A 17,972-nucleotide genomic window follows, 5' to 3' on the forward strand; every position below is an offset into this window, starting at 1 on the left:
GTCCGCGACTGGCTCTATGTGGATGATCACGCCCGCGCCCTGACCCGGGTGTTCGAGGCCGGAGCGCCGGGCGAGAGCTACATCATTGGCGGCCGGGCCGAACGCACCAACCTTCAGGTCGTCCATGCGATTTGCGACACCCTGGATCGGCTGCGGCCGCGCGCCGACGGCAGGTCCTATCGCGACCAGATCGCCCACGTCGCCGACCGCCCGGGCCACGATCACCGCTACGCCATCGACCCGACCAAGCTCGCCCGCGAGCTCGACTGGACCGCCGAGGAAAGCTTCGAAACCGGCATCGCCAAGACCGTGAGCTGGTACCTGGACAACGAGGCCTGGTGGGGTCCGATCCTGGCGCGCAGCGACGCTGGCCAACGCCTGGGCCTGAAGACCGTCAAGGCATGAGCTCCCCGGCCTCCCTCGACGTCCTCCTGACCGGCGGCAGTGGCCAAGTGGGGACGGAGGTGATCGCGCTCGCGCCGGCGGGCATGAACATCTTCGCGCCTGGCCGGGACCTCCTGGACATGTCCGATCCGGATGCGCTCATCGCCATGGTCGCATCCCGTCCCTGGACCGCGGTGATCAACTGCGCGGCCCATACCGCCGTCGATCGCGCCGAGAGCGAGATCCTCGCGGCCTGGAAGATCAACGCCCTGGCGCCCGCCGCCCTGGCGCAGGCCACCGCCCAAGCCGGCATTCCGCTGATCCAGGTCTCGACCGACTACGTGTTCGATGGATCAGGCGCCGGCTACTACGTCGAAACCGACCCCGTCGCGCCGGTCAGCGTCTACGGAGCGTCCAAAGAGGCCGGCGAGCAAGCGGTCCGCACCGGCAATCCCCGGCACGTGATCCTGCGCACCGCCTGGGTGGTCAGCCCGCACGGCGCCAACTTCATCAAGACCATGCTGCGCCTGGCGCAAACCCGGCCAGAACTGCGGGTGGTCGATGACCAGCGCGGCTGCCCGACCAGCGCGTCCGATATCGCCCAGGCTCTGCTCACCATCACCCAGCGATTGGTCAGCGATCCGCAGGCGCCGGCCGGGACCTACCATTTCGTCAATGCCGGCGAAGCCACCTGGTGCGGCTTCGCCCGCACGATCTTCGAAATCGCCGCCGAGCACGGACGCCCGGCGCCGAGGCTCGAGGGCATCACCACGGCGGACTATCCGACACCGGCGCGCCGTCCGGCCAATTCGCGCCTGGATGTCGCAAAGCTGGCGCAAGACTACGCCATATCGCCGCGGCCATGGCGGGAGGCGGTCGAAGAGATCGTCGTCGCCCTGCTGGCCGCGCAGAAGGAATAGGGACGTTTCGATGAAGGGTATCATCCTGGCCGGCGGCTCCGGCACGCGGCTACATCCGGCCACCCTGGCGGTGAACAAGCAGCTGCTGCCCATCTACGACAAGCCGATGATCTACTATCCGTTGTCGGTGCTGATGCTCGCGGGAATTCGCGACATCCTGATCATCTCGTCGCCTGAATACATCGACAACTATCGCCGACTGTTCGAGGACGGCTCGGCGTTCGGCATCAATATGCAGTACGCGGTCCAGCCCAAGCCGGAGGGCCTGGCCCAAGCATTCCTGATCGGCGAGGAATTCGTGGGCGACGACCGCGCCGCCCTGGTGCTCGGCGACAATATCTTCTTCGGCGCCGGCATGAGCCAGCTGCTGAAGCGCGCCGCCGCCCGCGAGCACGGCGCGACGATCTTTTCCTATCAGGTCGACCAGCCCCAGGCCTATGGCGTGGTGGAGCTGGACGACACCGGCCGGGCCATCAGCCTGGAAGAAAAGCCCGTCGAGCCGAAGTCGCGCCAGGCGGTCACTGGCCTCTACTTCTACGACAACCGGGTAGTGGAGATGGCCAAGAAGGTCCTCCCCTCGGCGCGCGGCGAGCTGGAGATCACCGACCTCAACCGCATGTACATGGAAGCTGGCGACCTCTTCGTCGAGCAGCTCTCCCGCGGCTACGCCTGGCTCGACACCGGCACCCACGAAAGTCTGGTCGAGGCCTCTGAGTTCGTCCGCGCGGTTCAGAAGCGCCAGGGCGTCCACGTCGCCTGCCTGGAAGAGATCGCCTACCTCAACGGCTTCATCGACCGCACCCAACTACGCGCCCGCGGCAAGCTGTTCGAAAAAACCTCCTACGGCCGCTACCTGCTGGATATCGCCGAGCGTGACCTGGAAAGCCTTCAGCGCGAGTCGTGGTGATCTCGAGACCGTAACTGGTTCTTGAGATCGTCCTGTCACGATCAGCGAACGGAAGTGGCGAGGAAGTTATGGAAGCAGTGTCCCCGGCCACAGCCCCCCCCATTCAGACGCAGGTCCCTGACGCAGCAGCACCACGCTTGAAAATCTGCCTCGCAGCGTCGGGGGGCGGCCATGTCCGCCAGCTTCTCGACCTCGCACCGGTCTGGTCGGCCCATGACTACTTCTTTGTCACCGAGGACACCGCCCTCGGCGCGAGCCTGGCTGACAAACACCGCGTCTATTTCGTACCGCATGTCGCGGTGGGGCAAGCTCGCCTCGGCGCCCCCATCAAGATGGTGACGGGAGCGATCAGAAGCATCTTCCGCTCCGCGAAGATCATCTGGCGCGAACGCCCCGACGTTGTGATCTCGACCGGCGCTGGCGCGGTCTTCTTTGCGGTGGCCTGGTCGCGCCTCTTTGGAGCGCGCACCGTGATCATCGAGTCGTTTGCGCGCTTCGACCGCCCCTCAATCTTCTCACGCGTCGCCGCCCCTTGGGCGCACCATCTCGTGGTTCAGTCCAAAGCGCTGGGCCCCTTTTACCCGCAAGCCAAGGTGTTTGATCCGCTGCGTATCCTCGAGGGTGAGGCGCCGCCGAAACAGGCGCTGCTCTTCGCGACCGTAGGCGCCACCCTGCCCTTCAATCGTCTGGTCGATACCGTCGCAGAGTTGAAGGCGAGAGGTGAAATCCCCGAGGATGTGATCATCCAAACGGGCATCGGCGGCCATACACCGGCCGGCCTCGAAACCGTCGAAACCCTGCCGTTTGAACGCATTCAAGAACTGCTGCGTGACGCGTCAATTGTCATCTGCCATGGCGGCACCGGATCGCTGATCACGGCCCTGCGCGAGGGGTGCGGCGTCATCGCCATGCCCCGCCTGGTCGAGAAAGGCGAGCACTACGACAACCATCAGGAAGAGATCACCAGCGCCTTCGCCGCGCGCGGCCTGATCACCGTCGCCAAAACACCCGACGAATTGAGCGAGGCGCTCAAGACCGTACGCGCCAGACCACCTGTTCTGGCCACGACCGATCCCGCGGAATTGATCTCCTACCTCAACGCCGTGCTGGCAAAGATCCAGCCACGGGCCTAGCTCAGCTTGGCTTGCCGACCTTGGCGTTCGCCATCCACACCGGAACGCCGCGCTGATTGGCGAGTCCAGCCAACCAGCCGTCAACGGCATATCCGACCTGCCTCCAAGCTCCGCGCCGACCGAAGCGCAGGAAGATCAAGGCGAACGAGCCCAGCGCAGCGACTGGCAGCAGGCCAGGGAACACATCCCGCGTCGTAAGCATCTTGTTGCGCTCGTTTAGATAGATCGGTGTCTTGGGTCGCTTGCGAATATCCGCGTATGACCCCGTCGTGGTCCCGACATGGTGCAAGACGAACGCCCCGGGTGCAAAGCCCAGCCGCATGCCGAGTTGGACGCCGCGCAGGCACCACTCGACCTCTTCGCAATAGAGGAAGTACTCCTCGCGCATCGGCCCGACGACATCGAGGAAGCGGCGCCCGATCATCATCGAGGCGCCGTTCAGATAGTTTTGTTCACGCTCGATCACCGCCGGATCAGGCCTCACGGAGAGCAGGCTGCCGTGACCGATGGATTCAGCCCGCGCCAGCCAGGGCCGCCAACACCCGCCGTGCGACTGCACCCGCTCATCGGGCAGGTAGATGGTCGACCCCACCGCTTCGCAATCGCCGACAGACAGGCGCGCGACCAACAGTTCCATGGCGGCGGGATCAGGCTGCGTGTCGGGATTCAGCACCCACCAGGCGTCGGCGCCGGGGGTTTCCCTGAAGCAGACATTGACCCCGCCCGCATAGCCCAGATTGCCGGGCGCCAAGACCGCGCGGACCAGCTGCCCGCCGGCCAGTTGATCCGGCAGCACCTGGCGAAGCGCCTCGAACGCCTCGGCCCCGCCATTCTCACAGATGATGACCTCGAAGTCGGCGTAGGTCGACCGATCGAGCGCAGCCAGACAGCCGACGATGTCGTCGGGATTTCGGAACCCGACGATGGAAACCGCGACGTGCATGCTCAGCCTGCCCGCTGACGCATCAGTCGAAGCGCGTCGCCGAGGCGCCAGAACCGCAACTTGAACAAGGTCGCCACCGCGGCCAGTCTTTGACCTCCGGTGCTCAACTGGTCGCTCGCGAACACCCGAGGCGTATGCAAAACCGCTGACAATGGCAGGGCCAAGCTTCTGGCAAACCACTTCAAGTCGCCGGCGCGTCGCTCACGATAGAGGCCGTAGGTTTCAGCGTTCACTCTCCGCCACTTGCCCCACAGCTCGTCCCAGTTACGGCGAGCCGGATGCCCCACGATGGCCCGCGGGGCATAGCCCAGCCGCAAGCCCTTGCTCCGGGCGCGCTGGGACCACTCGACATCTTCCGAAACCCCCACGCGAAATCCGCCCACCTGGTCGAACACCGCGCGAGAACAGAAGAGGTTTCCGGCGCCCGTGAAGCCCTTCTTGGTGATGTAGGTCTTGAAATCAAAGGCGAAGACCCGTTCGAAGGCCTCAGCCCCGCTCATCTGAGCGGGATCGGCCACCAGGACAGTCACCCGGCCGCCGATGAAGTCATAGGCGCTCAGCGCCGACAACCCTTGCGCCAGCCATTCGGCCTCCGGGACGCAGTCAGAGTCGGTGAAGGCGAGGATCTCGCCGCGCGCGAGCGCCACGCCGCCATTGCGGGCCGGACCGGCCCCCTTCTCCCGCACGATGGTCAGGCGCGCCCGCCCGGCGATGACCTCGGCAACGGCCGCCTCCCCTTCCGGCGAGTTGTTGTCGGCAACGATGATTTCAAAGTCGTCGGCCGGATAGGTCTGGCGCGCCAGGGCCCTCAGACAAAGGTCCAGCCCGCCGAGATCGCGATAGTGCGGAATGATGACGCTTACGCGTGGCCTACCGCTCACCAAGCCCTCCGGGAGATCCAGCCGCACGATGTCAAAGACTAGCCCTCTTGCTTACCCAGCCCGATAGACCCCGGGCGATCTTCGCCGACCGGTGTGACTGGAAGGTTGAAGACCATGATCAATCGCCGCCCCTAGGCCAAGACGTCTCTCGCCGCTGCCGCCAGCGCCGCCGCCCAATACTCGGCGCGCAACCTGACGAGGCTTTGTTGGCGCTCGCTCAGGGGCGCCGACGGCTAGCCAGAACGGCCGATCCTACGCTACGACCGTCTTGGCGAGCCTGGTTCCGACGAGGGCGGGCCGCTTGTTGGCCGGCACGGCGGCCAACAGATCAGGAATGAACTCATCCAGGATTTTGAACGCGGCCTCAGTATCGTCTCCGACGACTGAAAACCTAATCAACCCGCCATCAGGCACATAGCCGGCCATGGCCGTCTGCAGCCGCACCTGGCGCTGCTCACCGCTGCTGGCCGGCAGATACTCGCCCATCCGCGCCCAGTAGACGATATTCTCTTGGCGCCCCTGGGCGGCGGCCACCACACGGCGCACCGGCACCTCGCCGCCGCCATGCAGCGTCAGCGTACCAGGAACGGTCGAGACGAGATTAAAGCCGACGGCGGGATAGCAGGCCTCAGGCCGGTGCAACTGCAACATGTCGCTCTGGGTGTCGCCATAGGCGATCAGCATCATGACCGCGGCCCCGGTGGAGGCTTGATGATAGATGCGGCCCACCATCTCGCTGTACAGAGTCGCGGCCAGTTCGCCCTCACTCTTGGGCTGCACGAGGCCATCTGAGTTCTCGGCCGACCAATCGCCGAAGCTTAGCGGAATGGCGTCGGCCAATTTTCCGCCGTTGAGCAGGACCAGCCGCTTGCGAGGCGTCAGCGCATAGGCCGCACCAGCGGCCGCGACACAAGCGCCGCCGATCAACAGATCTCGACGCGCGATCATGCCGCCTTCCCCCACCGACGAAGAACATAGGACATCAGATTGTCCACCAGGAACACCAGGAGCAAGGCCGAGGTGAAGAGCAACAGGCCGGCGGCCATATGCAAGAAGCCCTGGGCGACGGCGTCGCCGAAGAAGTGGGTCAGCAACACGAGCGTCGCCACACGGATGATATTGGCGATCACCGCGATCGGGATCACCAAAAAGACCAGGAACAGCGAATACCGCCACGAGGCGTTCCGCAGCAGATAGATATAGAACAGGCTGATCGCCACCAGGCCTGTCATCGAGTTCATGCCCGAACAGGCGTCCTCGACCAGCAACTGATACGGGCCGATCATGAGGGTGACGCCTTCCCGATAGACCGGGATGCCGACCAACTGGAGCCCGGCGGTCGTCACATAGGACACGAAGAGCTTGAGAGGCGCGGTGATGCCGTCCATCAACCAGCCCGGCGGCGGGATCAGGAACGCCAGATAGAACAGCGGGAACCAGTTCTTCAGCAGGACCTGCACGCCAAACTGGGCGTGCATCATGGCCACCCCGACGCCGTAAAGCCCCGCGACCTCAAGGCTTATGAAGTCGTAGGCGCGCCCGAACACATAGAGCGGCAATGCGACCGCCAGCATCAGGGCCGTCAGCCACCAAGCGCCAGGCTTGGCCGCCTCGCGCATTTCAGGCAGCTTGCGCCAGAGCAGCCAAAGGCCAGTCACGAGCACGATCGGCCCGTGCGCGCCGGCCTCCTTCGACCACACTTGCTCCCCAAGCGTGATGACGGTCGGCACGGCCAAGGCGGCGAGCGCCAGCAGAAGGGGCCATGAGGCTGGCACCTTGAACGATGGGCCGCCTTGAGCGGTCGAAGCCGTCATCGTCGTCACAATCAGGCCTCGTTCAAGACGGTGCCGATAATCTGCGCTCGGTCATCGCGCAGCTGGCTCGCTAAGGCCTTAAGATCACTAATGAACGTCTGATGCCGCTTTGCGACGACGAGGCTATAACCAGAGACAGTGCTTATCCGACGGGCGTCGGCGCAACTATTGGCTGGCGGAGTATCGACAATCGTCAGGTCATAGTCGCGCAGGCATCGATCTATGACGTCCGAAAAACGGTCCCGAGCGAGGAGTTCCTGTGCATTGCTGGCGACCCCGCCCGCAAACATGACCGACAAGTTCTCTGTTACGTCACTTTGAATATTTGCCGAGAGATCCAAATCGGCACTTTCAAGGCATTGCCGAAGGCCCGCCACCGCGCGTGGCGGGCGGATATAGGTATCGATATCGGCATGGCGCAGATCGCCATCGATGAGCAGCACCTTGACGCCGATCTGCGCGAGCGACACAGCGAGATTGACCGCCGTAAAAGTCACGCCCACACCGGCGCTGGGTCCACAAATTGCAAGGCCCCGCCGACCGTCCTCTAGGTGCTGCGCCATGATATGGGTGCGCAGCGTTCTGACCGCTTCCGCGCGAGCACCGCCTGGATCTGAAACCACCACGACTTCCGATGAAAAGCCAAAGGCCTCTCGGGACGCATCGGCGGAGCCGCCGTCAGCGCTGGCGTCGATCTTCCCTGCTGGGTGCATAGTTGCAGCCTTCTGATTCATGCGTGAGCTACCTTCCGACGACTAAGACGCCTCCCTGGAAGCTTGAGCTTCCCAAAGGGCGACTTGGCTGTCCGTCTGTCAGACGGAGGGCCGCCAATGATCGCCAGCAGCGGCACGTCGACGGCGCCTTGTATGTCCTCGATGCTTCGCACGCGCCGCCCAAAGAGCTCCAGGAGCAACGAGAGAAGGACGCCCAGCCCAAATCCAAGCCCCAAAGCTCCACCTAAAATCAAGGGCTTGTTCGGGAAGCTCGGCTTCTGCGGGGTCACCGCTTCACCCAGCACCGTAATTCCCGAGTCCGCGATCGCCGCTTCCTGGCGAAGCTCAGCAATTCGGCCTAGCGACTTATTGTACTGTTCGCGACGCTGATTGACGTCTGCCTGCAACTGGGTCAGGCGCTCAATTTTGTCCCGCTTTTCGATAACCTTCGAGGTCTGCGCGGCGACTTCACGCTGCAGCGCGCTCGAACTCGAGGCGGCCGCGCTCGCCGCCGCTCCTGCCGCCGCTCGTGCCGCGGACAACTCCTGGGCGACAACCTGCGCCAGCGACGCCCTTTGCGCCCGCAGTTGTACCATCTGCGGATGGTTCGGACCGAGGTTCTGAGACGCCTGAGCAATCATTGCATCCAACTGTGCGAGTTGCGCGGACGATGGCGAACTCGCCGGCATAGCCGGCGCGATCATCGCCGGGGCGACAGCTCCCTGAGTGGATAGCGCCCGGAGCCGCGCAGTCTCGACGTCGGTATTGTCGGACTGCATGACGATGCCATGCTCTTTCTCATAGGCAGTCTTCGCGGCGTCAGCCGCGTTGAGAAGCAGCCGTTCCTTCTCAGCCTGGACGGTATACCAGTCAGCTGTACGCGCCGCTTCCCGCCGCCGAGTATCAAGCGTGGAGTCGATATACGCGTTGCGCAAAGCATCAGCCATGTTTTTGGCTTCAGTCGGAGTCGATGCTCGATAAGAAATTTCCAGGATGTTTGTGCCGCTGACAACCTTCACTCCAGTGGAACCGACAATACGAGCGGCCAACCAACGGCGGATATCCATGCCGTTAGTACGGCTAGTCTGGTATTGGGTGATCACGTCCGGGCTAGATGCCCAGTTGAGTTGGTCAACCGCTTTGCCGGCGACTTCGTAATCCTTGATTAGCTCGGTCTGCGTGGTGATGTAGGTGCGCTGGGCAGCGCCGCCGATAATCTCGCCGGTCACCGGATCGGGCTTCAAGATGTTCAGCATGACTCGAGATACGGCCTCATACCGCGGCGGCACGATGAGAATGGCGATAAACGCGCCGACCAACGTGCAGGCGGTCGTCGCTACGGTCACCCATCGATGCGCCCATAGGATTCTCAGAAACTGAAATAGGCTCATCTCGACACCTCCGACCCACGGTCGACTTAGAACAACCGCTCACCAACAACGAGCACGTCACCCGGCTCAACTTTGGCGTCACCGGCCAACTTGACCTTCTTGCCGCCACGATTGACCTGGACTTTCTTGTCCGAGCCTGACGCCGTAAGACCGCCAGCACGCGCGATCGCCTGCATGACAGTCATGTCCGTCTTCATCGGGAACGGACCGGGCGAGTTTACCTGGCCAGATATGTAGAAAACCTCAGCGGCGGGGGCGAAAATCTTGTCACCTGGCGTCACGAAGGGATCCTTCGTCACATCGCCCTTCGACAATTCGTCCACCAAATAACGCCGCTCATCGCCGGACTCTGGCCGTACGATCAGGTAGTCAGCAGCCGTTGCTTGCACGCCACCAACACGGGCCAGGATCTCAGAGAGGCGATAAGGCCTGTTGATCGGCACGAGACTAGGGGTCGCCACCGCGCCCAGCACGGTGACGTAGCGACTCGAGAACCCAACCACCTCCACATTGATGAGCGGATTGGCGTAGAATCCACCAGCTCGCAGCGCTTGTGCGATTTCAGCCGCCAGCTCCTTTGGCGTTTTGCCCTGTGCAACCAATTTGCCAATCAGGTTAAGCTGGACGGTGCCATCCGTGTAGACCCGGGCGCGCGCCTTGTCAGGCTGCCCCACGACCTCGATCTCAATTATATCCTCCGGACCAATGACATACTCCGCCGTCGCGGCGCCAGGCTGCGACGGCGTCGGGCTTGGCGCCGCCTGGAGGGGGGCTACGGGTGGCGCGACAGGGGCCTCGCCCCCCGGCTGTTGCGCCAAGGAGATACTAGGCGCGCAGGTCGCGACAAGACAAAGCCCCAAGAGTACGAGATTAGTTGAACGATTGGTCATGATCTCGCTTCTTTTTCAGATCTAAAACGCAACGTCGGCCCTTAGGCCTATACGGTTATTGGTATAGTCAAATTGTGGCGCGTTGGTGCTTCGCTCGTCCCGACCGGCATTCAACACAAAGGATAGACGATCACTTTGTTTGTACCGTACAGATCCGAACATCGTCGTCGTGGTTGACTCTGTAAGTTGGACGACTGGGAATGTCAGTCCACCGCCTGCATCGCGCTCGGCCCGCGCAACGCCCCCAGAGATCATGAACCGTGAGCCAAGGGCGTACTCGCCGCTAATCCGATAGACATCGGCGATGTCATAGCTGCGACCGATTACTTGGGACGGGGTCACTGCACGATCGAAGCTGCCCATGAACCGAAGGCGGCTGCTGGCGCGGTAGGAGAGGCTCGCCGCATAGGCAGTGGTCTCAAGGTCATCACCAGCCGTGGACAACCTCTTTTGCTCGAGCTTGTTCGCTGAGACCGTGACCGAGCCTTCAATACGGGCGCCAAGTTGGCGCGAATAGGTCAGGCCTAACGCATTCATCTCGTAGCCGTCGTCGATTGGACGATTTACATAGCTTGTTTCTTCGCGTGTTCCGAAAACGGTCAACGTCCCCAACGTTGGCCGAGTGTAGGTCGCCCCGAGCATTATCTTCGTTCGTTCATAGTCAGACAGCTTCAGAATATTGACTTCATTGCCCGTCCACTCTTTGGATACCTGCCCTGTGGCTCCAAATCCGGTGCTACGCGAGCACGCGACGTCCCCATCGACACGCTTGGTTTCCTGAACATTATCGACGAAAGCATCGAGCAGCGGATCGTCATACTGGCTGATGCCGCGCATATAGCCGCCAGACAACGTCCCGGCGCACGGCCCCAAGCGGGACTGCACACCGCCCGTGCCGTTCAATCGTTCCCGATCCAGTCTCTTATTCTTATCATAGAAGGTATAGCCGGCGAGGCCACGGAAGAAGACGGCTTGCCGCCCGACCGGAGCGCTGAAGTCTATCGTTGCAGTCGGTGAAAAGAGAGTGTCTGAGCGGCTCAGACCGCGCAACTCAGCAGCCTCCTCGGTGGAGGCAGCAACGTTGCTATTGTACTCAATGAGGGCCTGCAGACCGAAATCAAGCCTCCGGGCTTCTTGAGCGAATGCTTCGGAAGAGATGGCTACCATGCCGACTGCGGCACCGAAGGCCACCTGTAAACTACGCATTTTAAACCAAATCCTCCGCCCCGGTAGATCGACTGACGAACAAAAACGGACAGATATCTCTGTGTTTCCGCCGACGCACGTTAAAAGCAAGAAACACGCCAACTCCACAACACACGGATTGAGTTACTAAGTTTTACCACGCGCGTTCACTCACAGCTTGGATCCTTCCTTCGCTTATCGCCTCCCGAGAACGATACGCCGGACCGTCCCAGCGAAGTTGCGACCGGCCTCGCCAATCGTCGCAGCCTTAGCTGCTTCAAAGACGTGGGTGCCGCGCGTTCGAGGCTTTGGCTGGCCCGTCACGGTGAGCGCCGCGGTGCGCGCCAACACCAGTCGTTTCCGGCGCGCCTGCGACGGCTGCATCAGATCAATTTCATTGATGTCCAACGCCTCGACATCAAGGGCTTTCTGAGCGCGCGCGCTCTCCAAGAGGCGCTCGCCAGCTTCCGAGCGGACAACAATCAGGCTACGGCCGTCCTGCTCGTTGAACTGCGGGTAACCACTTTCCCCGCCGTACCACGCGTCGGCACAGGCGATATCGGCCACGCCCCCCACGGCGTCGGGACATATCTTGCAACGGAACTGAACTTCCTTTGAGAGATGGCCACCCCAACTATCGGCGTAGCTCATTTCGAAGACACGGCCGTCGATTGTGGTCGCCGCGGCGCTCCCAGGCCACCCCCGTCCTCGATATCGGAAGGCGGTCACCTCATCGCGATGCGTCCCCATCGTAGCCAACATCCGTTCCACCCCATCATGGCTGGGCATGCCGCCACAGAAGAACGACAACATGAGGGGGACGTGTCGCGCTACACGTGGGTCAAACTCACCTAGACGTCGCAGCGCCGAGACGTCGCAAGGCTTTCCAATGAACGCTATCGAGCCGCCATCCGCGAGGATGCCGTCCATCTGCGTAAGGGGCGACGACGCAGTATACCGCGAGCCCGCCCCGCCTAACACCTCAGCGGGTGTTGACGAGCAGGTCACTATGTTGCGCGTTGGGTTCTGCGGGTCCGCTTTCACGTGGATCACTCGATCCACCAGGCCAATTTGCAGCGCGTGAATAACGAGAGCTGAAATTGCCCCGCCCGATGAGCCTTCGAACCGAACTTCTGGATCAACGGCGTGTCCCGTGACGACCTGTCTCCAGGGGCCCCAGTATGGGTGGGTGTGCGGGGCCTCCTCCCATTCAGCGACGACGACGCCTGGACACGCGCCGGCGATCAGCCGTTCAGCATCTGGCGTGACGGGTCCAAGCTGCTTCGGCCGACTATAACCAGGGGCCTCCATTTGCATGACGATCGCCCCGCCAGAGACCGACGCGCATAGCCCGCAACCGGTACACAGTTGCCCCTTGAGAACTCGGTCGACCGCTTCAGATCCCGAATTCATTTCTCACCGCCCACGAAAGTATAGAATTTTCGCAACTCGCTACGATAGACGTCGAGCAGAGTTCCGACCTTTCCCATTCCTTCGCCGACATCTCGCTCGAGCTCGCTGCGGCGGGCCAAACAATCCATCATGAACGCATGAGCCGACGCGTCATCGGAACCGGTCACCGGAACCAGCCAACGGTAGCCAAGCATTCCGAACAGACCTGTGAATTTGCGGCTGTAGGCTATGGGCACAACAGGCGTTCCGGAGGAGAAGGCGGCGATGCAGGCATGCATGCGCCCCGCAACCAGGAAATCCAAACTAGAGATGTAAGACTTTGCCTCGGAGGGACCGGCAAAGTTCGGGACCCGGATAGCGGCTGGGTTCTCAGCGCCGAGCTTGTCGGCGACGCGGCCGTCGTCATCCCAGGGATCGGTTGCATGCAGCGCGTGTGTGACAAGATGCACCTCGATGTCCGGGCGCTCCGCCAACTCCCGGATGAAGCTTCGCATGAGCTTGGCGTAGTCAACGTCCAGGCCAAACCGATTACGGCCCGACTCGGCCTCATTGAAGAGAAGACCTGAGACATTCACCCCAACCCTCAGCCGCGCGCCGCCACGTTCGGCGCTCCGGTCCTGGAACGGTAGGGCGAATGCGACATCGACAGAGACCGTGCCATTTGCCTTCGGCGCAACGCCTCGAAGAGCGCTCAAGGACATCTCGTCGCGCGCGACGACAGCGGTCGCTCGGTTCATCGCAAAACGCGCCAGCAGCCGGTATGGCCACTTCGTGAACGGGCCGATCGTCTGCGGCGAGAGCAGCAAGGGCTTGCCCCGGGCCAAGGCCATCACCTTGGTCAACCAAAGAAAGCCGAAACGTTTAGGCCCGTAGATATCCGCAAAGCTGTCGCCAGCCCCGATATCGAGGACGCAATCACGCTGCCCGACCGCAGACCAGAATCCGCGGGGCGACAGCAGCGTTTTAGTATCGATCGGGTAGCGGGCAGCCTCCACCTCATCAAGATAGGGCGCGTTGAGCTCTCTCATCCCCATGATCTGGAATTCCGGCTCCAGCCCCATTTCGCGAGCCGTATCGCGCGCAATCGCCAAGTTAGCGAGGGTCAGCGCACCGACGCCCAGATTCCCCGAACTTGCCGAATGCCAGAGCAGGCCGATGCGGATAGCCTTAGCCATTATAAGAAACGCCTATGACAGATTCAAAGAAGTCGAAGTCGCAGTTCATCGTAGATGCGCCCAGCACACTCAGGGATCATCGCCCGTTGTCAGACTCGCTGATTTCCATCAATCGCGAAGGCCCCCGCAGCCTAAGAGTCCCCAACGGATCGCAATCAGAATCTCACAGGCGTTTCCTCCGCACCCGAGCCCGGCCGAGTGTGCAACCTTGGCCCGGACAGAAGGCATGTGACGCCGCGCCTACGCTAGCCAGAGCCCTCTTGCGGCTCTCGCCCAACCGCTCGGCGGGACGCTCATCACATTCAGGCACCGCTAGAGACCGGATGAACGGTCTTCTTCGCGAAGCGGTCACGCAAATATCGGCGAACGCGAGCAGGGTTAGTGAGCTTCTTCCAAATAAGTGTGTAATCGCGAACATCGCCATACTTGTTGATTGGAAGCTCATCCAGGTTCGGCCACAGGTGCCGTATCATCGCCCAGAATAACGCTGCTGTACCCTTATCGGCCGGTGCGACGCCGACGAAAGCATCAAAGACTACTCTTTGTGTAAAGGGCATGAACGCCCATTTTACGGTGTTCGTCATCGATCGCTGCGGCATCGCCCAGCTTCCAAGCTTCAGCTCCAAGAGAGCTAGATCAAGAATTACGCTGTTCGGTTGCCCATCTAGCTCCCTCAGCCACTTATCGATGTTCTTCACCAATACGGGGTGCGCCGGAACGGTCAGCCGATCGACTATGAACTTAGCATCAATAACTGAGTCATTGATGGTCAGGAGATCTTGCCTGTAGTACCTGCAGCGTCCCGTCTCGCCGAAGAGGCCGGTGACGATCACGTCACGCCCCTTAAGGTCGCGCAGCGTAGGGTGCGTAAAGCGCGGCGCCTCGAGAACGCAATCGCCTACCATTCGGTCCCACACCGCCGCCTGGTCTTTGCTCGCCCTCTTGAGCGGCAGAATTTCGAAATTGAGACCAAAGCGCAGCGCGATACGCTGGCCGATCGCCATGTCCATCTCTGCAAGCGGCGCAGCAATGGTGAAAAACTGACCGGCTGAAATGTGCTCCCTGCAACCTGCGAGCACGAGGCGCGTGTCGAACCCGGCCGTCAGGGTGACTGCAACGTCGTGCGAACGAAAAACGGCGTCATTGAATGTCCGAATGGCGTCCGCCGCGTCGGCCGCCGCAACGCCCATATCCCGCCAGCCGTCGAATTCCCCCAACCTGGGCCAAAAGCGAGCCGCCTGCCAACTTTCAAGATCAAGATAGTGGTTCGCTAAGAGACGCAGGACTCCTCGATGCGCGGTAAGGGTGCCTGAGATCCACCCCCCTCCACCTTCGCGCACGACGAGCGCGTCATGCAAATCCACGTCGAAGCGTTCCGTATACTCAGCCTCGCTCAGCAAGAGCGCAGGCGAGGACGCGGCGATCCTACGGTCCGAGATATAGACCATCGAAATAGATCCGCCGTGGTCAGGGTAGACTCGACGTGGAAAGCGCTTTGCGGTGACCAGCAAAAATGAGCCGGCCAATTTTGGAAGAACTAGAAGCTCGATATCGTCGATGTCCCGCACGAGGATCGGCAGCTCAAGCGCCTCAGACTTTACAAAATCGCCCTCGAACACGTTGTACGCGATCCCAACAAGCAAACCGATGGGCTGCTTCTCAGCATCGTAGACCTGGGTCGTCCTAAACTGCGGCCCATTGGCGACCCACACCCCATCCAAGTCGTTAAGGACATACGAATCCGGAACCACGGGGCGATCATTGGCCACGATCACTTGGTAGTCAGTTATGGGCGAAGATTGAAACAGCGGCTGCAGGGTATCGTCTGCCATAATATTCGCCTTCCACTTCTGAATACGGGCAAACCTCATGCTTGCCGAAATCACATCTGTCGCGGCGCTCAACTACATGCCTGCAAGCCCAAGGACCTCGGCTCGCCGCCCGCCCGCCGCCATGCAAGGTGCTGGCCAAAATGACGCGGCCGTCTACTGCGCCAAATCCTCTGTCGTTTTTGGAGCGCCACCAGTCTTGATACGATACATCACGGCGGCGGCAGCACCCATCATCATGAACTGAAGGGTATGGTTCAGATCCTGACTAAAGATGGCTTTAATGATGAAGAACGCCAACAATGATATCCCGATCGGGACTAGAAATCCGATTTCTCTATCGCGATCCTCGTTGACCTCGCGGGCCAAGACGCCGCGCGCAATGGCAAATATAACAATTAGAATAGCGCCATAGTAGAATATGAAGCCCGCGATCCCATAATCTAGCGCAATTAACATATAGTAATTGTCTATCGTCAAGGTTCCCGCCAAGTTGGTATACCCCAACGCCCCTGCGCCTTCGCCTGCACCAAACCCCTGGGGGTGGCTGAAAATCTTGGGAATACCCGAATTCAGCTGATCGATCCGGGCCCGGTCGCTATAGGACGCGGCGCCGCCGCCCCACACTTTGATCTTGATACGTTGAAACAGAAATGTGGCGGACATGGCCGCCACGAAAAACAGGGGATAGGCTAGGACGATAGCCGGCTCCAGGAGGCTCCCCTTGACCCTCTGCCAACGAAGAAAGCTCCACACCAGCGGGTAGACCAGGACGGACAGAAGAAAGCCCACCACCCCAAGTCGGGAGTCGGTGGCCAGGATCACATAAAGCACGAAGGGCAGCGATAGGCCTGCCAGGAGACGCACAGGCCCCCTGAATGGCCCCATCATGAAATGGATCAGGAAGGGGGTCGTCAGCGCCAAGTACTCCGCGAACCCGAGCGGCGTCGAGTGAATGGTCTGGACGCGATAGAGCCCTACGCCAAGCCGGCGGCTTCCCGCCAAGACCTTTTGTACATACTCATCGCCGACCGCCAGGAAGCCTGGAATATGCGTCGACCACGGCACATGCTCCAGCTTCTGCTCCCAGAGTCCTAGGAAGCAAAGGCCCACTGTGCCGACACATAAGACCATGGCCCATTTCTCGACGTTCCCAGGTCGAAGAAATACGTAACAGGCCGTGAAGAAAATCGCGGTCCAACTTACCTGCTGCGCGACCACAAGATTTAGGGACGCGATCGGGCTACCGGAGACCGCCACCGAAGCGAGCTGAACGACGGCGAAGCCTGCGATGAACACCCAGAGGCCAGGAATGGCGAGAACCGACGCAGCCACCTTAGCCCGGAATTCGGCCGAAACGGAGACGCACACCAACAGGATGAAGGCCAGCGGGAAGCCGACAAGCCTCACCGAAGTAATCCACGGCAACCCCGGCAAGGAAATGGCAAGATAGTTCGGCCAGAGGATGGCCATTATGAAGAATGCGAAGAAGAGAATCTCCAGCGCTCGCGTTGGTGCAGTGCGCATGTCTGGCAACGCCCACACCACCAACGCACCAAGCAAGCCCAATGGGGCGACGAACTGCGTGAGGAGAAATGGCGTCGTGAGCGCATAGAAGAAGCCATAGAAAAGGCTGACTAACATCAGCCCAGCCATCAAAAGCCAAGCCAGGTAGACTTTCGCGCCCGCGAAGAGCCCACTCGAATAGGGCTTTAGGACGATCCCCGTCCTCCGATCGAGAAGCGCCCGCATTCGCTGCACGCTCTTGCCTAGCCGTCGCCGCATCTCGTTGGGAGCCTTTTATGCCACCGGTGCTGTATAGACGATCATCGTCGACACCCAAGGGCGCGGCGACATAGCCGCCGACAAACCCGAGATCACGAGTTGGTCCGCGCTGGCCACATGATACGGAAGTTCGTTAAGGATCGAATAGTAGCTCGCGCTTTAGCCACTCGACCTGACGCGCGCGCCCTCCCCCGACCTTCGCCGCAATTACGGCTCGCCCCCGCGCGCCGGCGCCTTACAACACCAGCCGGCCGAGACTATCCACCAGGCGCCTCGTTGTCGCCGGATGGGGGGACACGTCGCTCGCTGCAGATTGGCGCCCAAAACGAACCGACCCCACACAGCGTATCCGCTGGGCAGGGCCTTTTGCGCGAGAGCGCACATCCTTGTAGATCGGCGCCGTCGCGCTCAGGCGGCGATCTTCATCATGAGTAGACGAAGCCAGCCGCGTTTGACGACAGGTGTTGAGCATCGATACCGACCAGCGTAATCGAGTTTTCAGACCCCAAGCTGATGACCGTATCATCGCCGACGTCTTGGACCGTCACCTTAATACCCGCCTTCAGATAGGCCGAGACATCGATTACATCACGTCCACCGGCTCCAAAA

General features: G+C 61.4%; 17 protein-coding genes. 4 read left to right on the forward strand and 13 right to left on the reverse strand.

Translation table 11 applies throughout. The features are described from left to right. The 4 genes from Q7T84_RS00915 to welK form a co-directional block, all read left to right on the forward strand. Positions 1–405 (forward strand): GDP-mannose 4,6-dehydratase (locus tag Q7T84_RS00915; protein WP_304805678.1); only part of this gene is annotated, 405 nt, incomplete at its 5' end. Further along, complete coding sequence (gene rfbD, locus Q7T84_RS00920) at positions 402–1,304, forward strand: dTDP-4-dehydrorhamnose reductase (RefSeq protein WP_304805679.1); 903 nt, start codon at positions 402–404, stop codon at positions 1,302–1,304. The genes Q7T84_RS00915 and rfbD, both read left to right, overlap by 4 nt. Before the next feature lie 10 nt (positions 1,305–1,314). After that, complete coding sequence (gene rfbA, locus Q7T84_RS00925; protein ID WP_304805680.1) at positions 1,315–2,211, forward strand: glucose-1-phosphate thymidylyltransferase RfbA; 897 nt, start codon at positions 1,315–1,317, stop codon at positions 2,209–2,211. Positions 2,212–2,348: 137 nt separating this feature from the next. Then, positions 2,349–3,344 (forward strand): beta-1,4-glucuronosyltransferase WelK, encoded by a 996-nt coding sequence (gene welK / locus Q7T84_RS00930; protein WP_304805681.1) that lies wholly within the window; start codon positions 2,349–2,351, stop codon positions 3,342–3,344. Position 3,345: 1 nt separating this feature from the next. Here the strand turns inward: welK and Q7T84_RS00935 are convergent, their stop codons facing one another. The 13 genes from Q7T84_RS00935 to Q7T84_RS00995 all read right to left on the reverse strand — a co-directional run. Continuing rightward, positions 3,346–4,287 carry a glycosyltransferase family 2 protein gene (locus Q7T84_RS00935; RefSeq protein WP_304805682.1) on the reverse strand — a complete coding sequence of 314 codons (942 nt, stop codon included), beginning with the start codon at positions 4,285–4,287 and terminating at the stop codon, positions 3,346–3,348. 2 nt (positions 4,288–4,289) lie between these two features. Then, positions 4,290–5,168, reverse strand: coding sequence for a glycosyltransferase family 2 protein (locus Q7T84_RS00940; protein WP_304805684.1), 879 nt, complete (start codon positions 5,166–5,168; stop codon positions 4,290–4,292). A gap of 252 nt (positions 5,169–5,420) precedes the next feature. Next, entirely contained in the window at positions 5,421–6,116 is a 696-nt protein-coding gene (gene epsI, locus Q7T84_RS00945) for an exosortase-associated protein EpsI, V-type (protein ID WP_304805686.1), read from the reverse strand. Then, complete coding sequence (gene xrtV / locus Q7T84_RS00950) at positions 6,113–6,982, reverse strand: exosortase V (RefSeq protein WP_304805687.1); 870 nt, start codon at positions 6,980–6,982, stop codon at positions 6,113–6,115. Before xrtV ends, epsI begins: the two co-directional genes overlap by 4 nt. A gap of 11 nt (positions 6,983–6,993) precedes the next feature. Next, the gene (locus Q7T84_RS00955; protein WP_304805688.1) at positions 6,994–7,716 is read right to left on the reverse strand and encodes a CpsD/CapB family tyrosine-protein kinase; all 723 of its coding nucleotides are present in this window, start codon (positions 7,714–7,716) and stop codon (positions 6,994–6,996) included. Continuing rightward, positions 7,713–9,086 (reverse strand): Wzz/FepE/Etk N-terminal domain-containing protein, encoded by a 1,374-nt coding sequence (locus Q7T84_RS00960; protein WP_304805689.1) that lies wholly within the window; start codon positions 9,084–9,086, stop codon positions 7,713–7,715. The genes Q7T84_RS00955 and Q7T84_RS00960 overlap by 4 nt, the downstream gene beginning before the upstream one ends. Positions 9,087–9,112: 26 nt before the next feature. Next, positions 9,113–9,976, reverse strand: a complete 864-nt coding sequence (locus Q7T84_RS00965) for a polysaccharide biosynthesis/export family protein (RefSeq protein ID WP_304805690.1) — start codon at positions 9,974–9,976, stop codon at positions 9,113–9,115. Between the two features lie 21 nt (positions 9,977–9,997). Next, positions 9,998–11,182: an outer membrane beta-barrel protein gene (locus tag Q7T84_RS00970; RefSeq protein ID WP_304805691.1), complete on the reverse strand. Its 1,185-nt coding sequence runs from the start codon at positions 11,180–11,182 to the stop codon at positions 9,998–10,000. Between the two features lie 174 nt (positions 11,183–11,356). Next, on the reverse strand, positions 11,357–12,574 hold the full coding sequence (locus tag Q7T84_RS21085) for a Coenzyme F420 hydrogenase/dehydrogenase, beta subunit C-terminal domain (protein ID WP_370653600.1): 1,218 nt from the start codon (positions 12,572–12,574) through the stop codon (positions 11,357–11,359). After that, on the reverse strand, positions 12,571–13,749 hold the full coding sequence (locus Q7T84_RS00980) for a polysaccharide pyruvyl transferase family protein (protein ID WP_304805693.1): 1,179 nt from the start codon (positions 13,747–13,749) through the stop codon (positions 12,571–12,573). Before Q7T84_RS00980 ends, Q7T84_RS21085 begins: the two co-directional genes overlap by 4 nt. 302 nt (positions 13,750–14,051) lie before the next feature. Continuing rightward, positions 14,052–15,653, reverse strand: coding sequence for a hypothetical protein (locus Q7T84_RS00985; protein WP_304805694.1), 1,602 nt, complete (start codon positions 15,651–15,653; stop codon positions 14,052–14,054). An 81-nt stretch (positions 15,654–15,734) separates the two neighbouring features. Further along, the gene (locus Q7T84_RS00990) at positions 15,735–17,330 is read right to left on the reverse strand and encodes an O-antigen ligase family protein (RefSeq protein WP_304805696.1); all 1,596 of its coding nucleotides are present in this window, start codon (positions 17,328–17,330) and stop codon (positions 15,735–15,737) included. A 458-nt stretch (positions 17,331–17,788) separates the two neighbouring features. Next, positions 17,789–17,972, reverse strand: a 184-nt coding sequence (locus Q7T84_RS00995; protein ID WP_304805698.1) for a hypothetical protein, incomplete at its 5' end; no start/stop codon positions are given.

It is taken from the genome of Phenylobacterium sp., assembly GCF_030654915.1.
Lineage (GTDB): Bacteria > Pseudomonadota > Alphaproteobacteria > Caulobacterales > Caulobacteraceae > Phenylobacterium.

Excerpts from the sequence above, each read along its gene's own strand:
- rfbD (WP_304805679.1), top strand. The coding sequence starts at position 402 with ATGAGCTCCCCGGCCTCCCTCGACGTCCTCCTGACCGGCGGCAGTGGC.
- rfbA (WP_304805680.1), top strand. The coding sequence starts at position 1,315 with ATGAAGGGTATCATCCTGGCCGGCGGCTCCGGCACGCGGCTACATCCG.
- Q7T84_RS00935 (WP_304805682.1), bottom strand. The coding sequence starts at position 4,287 with ATGCACGTCGCGGTTTCCATCGTCGGGTTCCGAAATCCCGACGACATC.
- epsI (WP_304805686.1), bottom strand. The coding sequence starts at position 6,116 with ATGATCGCGCGTCGAGATCTGTTGATCGGCGGCGCTTGTGTCGCGGCC.
- xrtV (WP_304805687.1), bottom strand. The coding sequence starts at position 6,982 with ATGACGGCTTCGACCGCTCAAGGCGGCCCATCGTTCAAGGTGCCAGCC.
- Q7T84_RS00955 (WP_304805688.1), bottom strand. The coding sequence starts at position 7,716 with ATGAATCAGAAGGCTGCAACTATGCACCCAGCAGGGAAGATCGACGCC.
- Q7T84_RS00960 (WP_304805689.1), bottom strand. The coding sequence starts at position 9,086 with ATGAGCCTATTTCAGTTTCTGAGAATCCTATGGGCGCATCGATGGGTG.
- Q7T84_RS00965 (WP_304805690.1), bottom strand. The coding sequence starts at position 9,976 with ATGACCAATCGTTCAACTAATCTCGTACTCTTGGGGCTTTGTCTTGTC.
- Q7T84_RS00970 (WP_304805691.1), bottom strand. The coding sequence starts at position 11,182 with ATGCGTAGTTTACAGGTGGCCTTCGGTGCCGCAGTCGGCATGGTAGCC.
- Q7T84_RS21085 (WP_370653600.1), bottom strand. The coding sequence starts at position 12,574 with ATGAATTCGGGATCTGAAGCGGTCGACCGAGTTCTCAAGGGGCAACTG.
- Q7T84_RS00980 (WP_304805693.1), bottom strand. The coding sequence starts at position 13,749 with ATGGCTAAGGCTATCCGCATCGGCCTGCTCTGGCATTCGGCAAGTTCG.
- Q7T84_RS00990 (WP_304805696.1), bottom strand. The coding sequence starts at position 17,330 with ATGCGGGCGCTTCTCGATCGGAGGACGGGGATCGTCCTAAAGCCCTAT.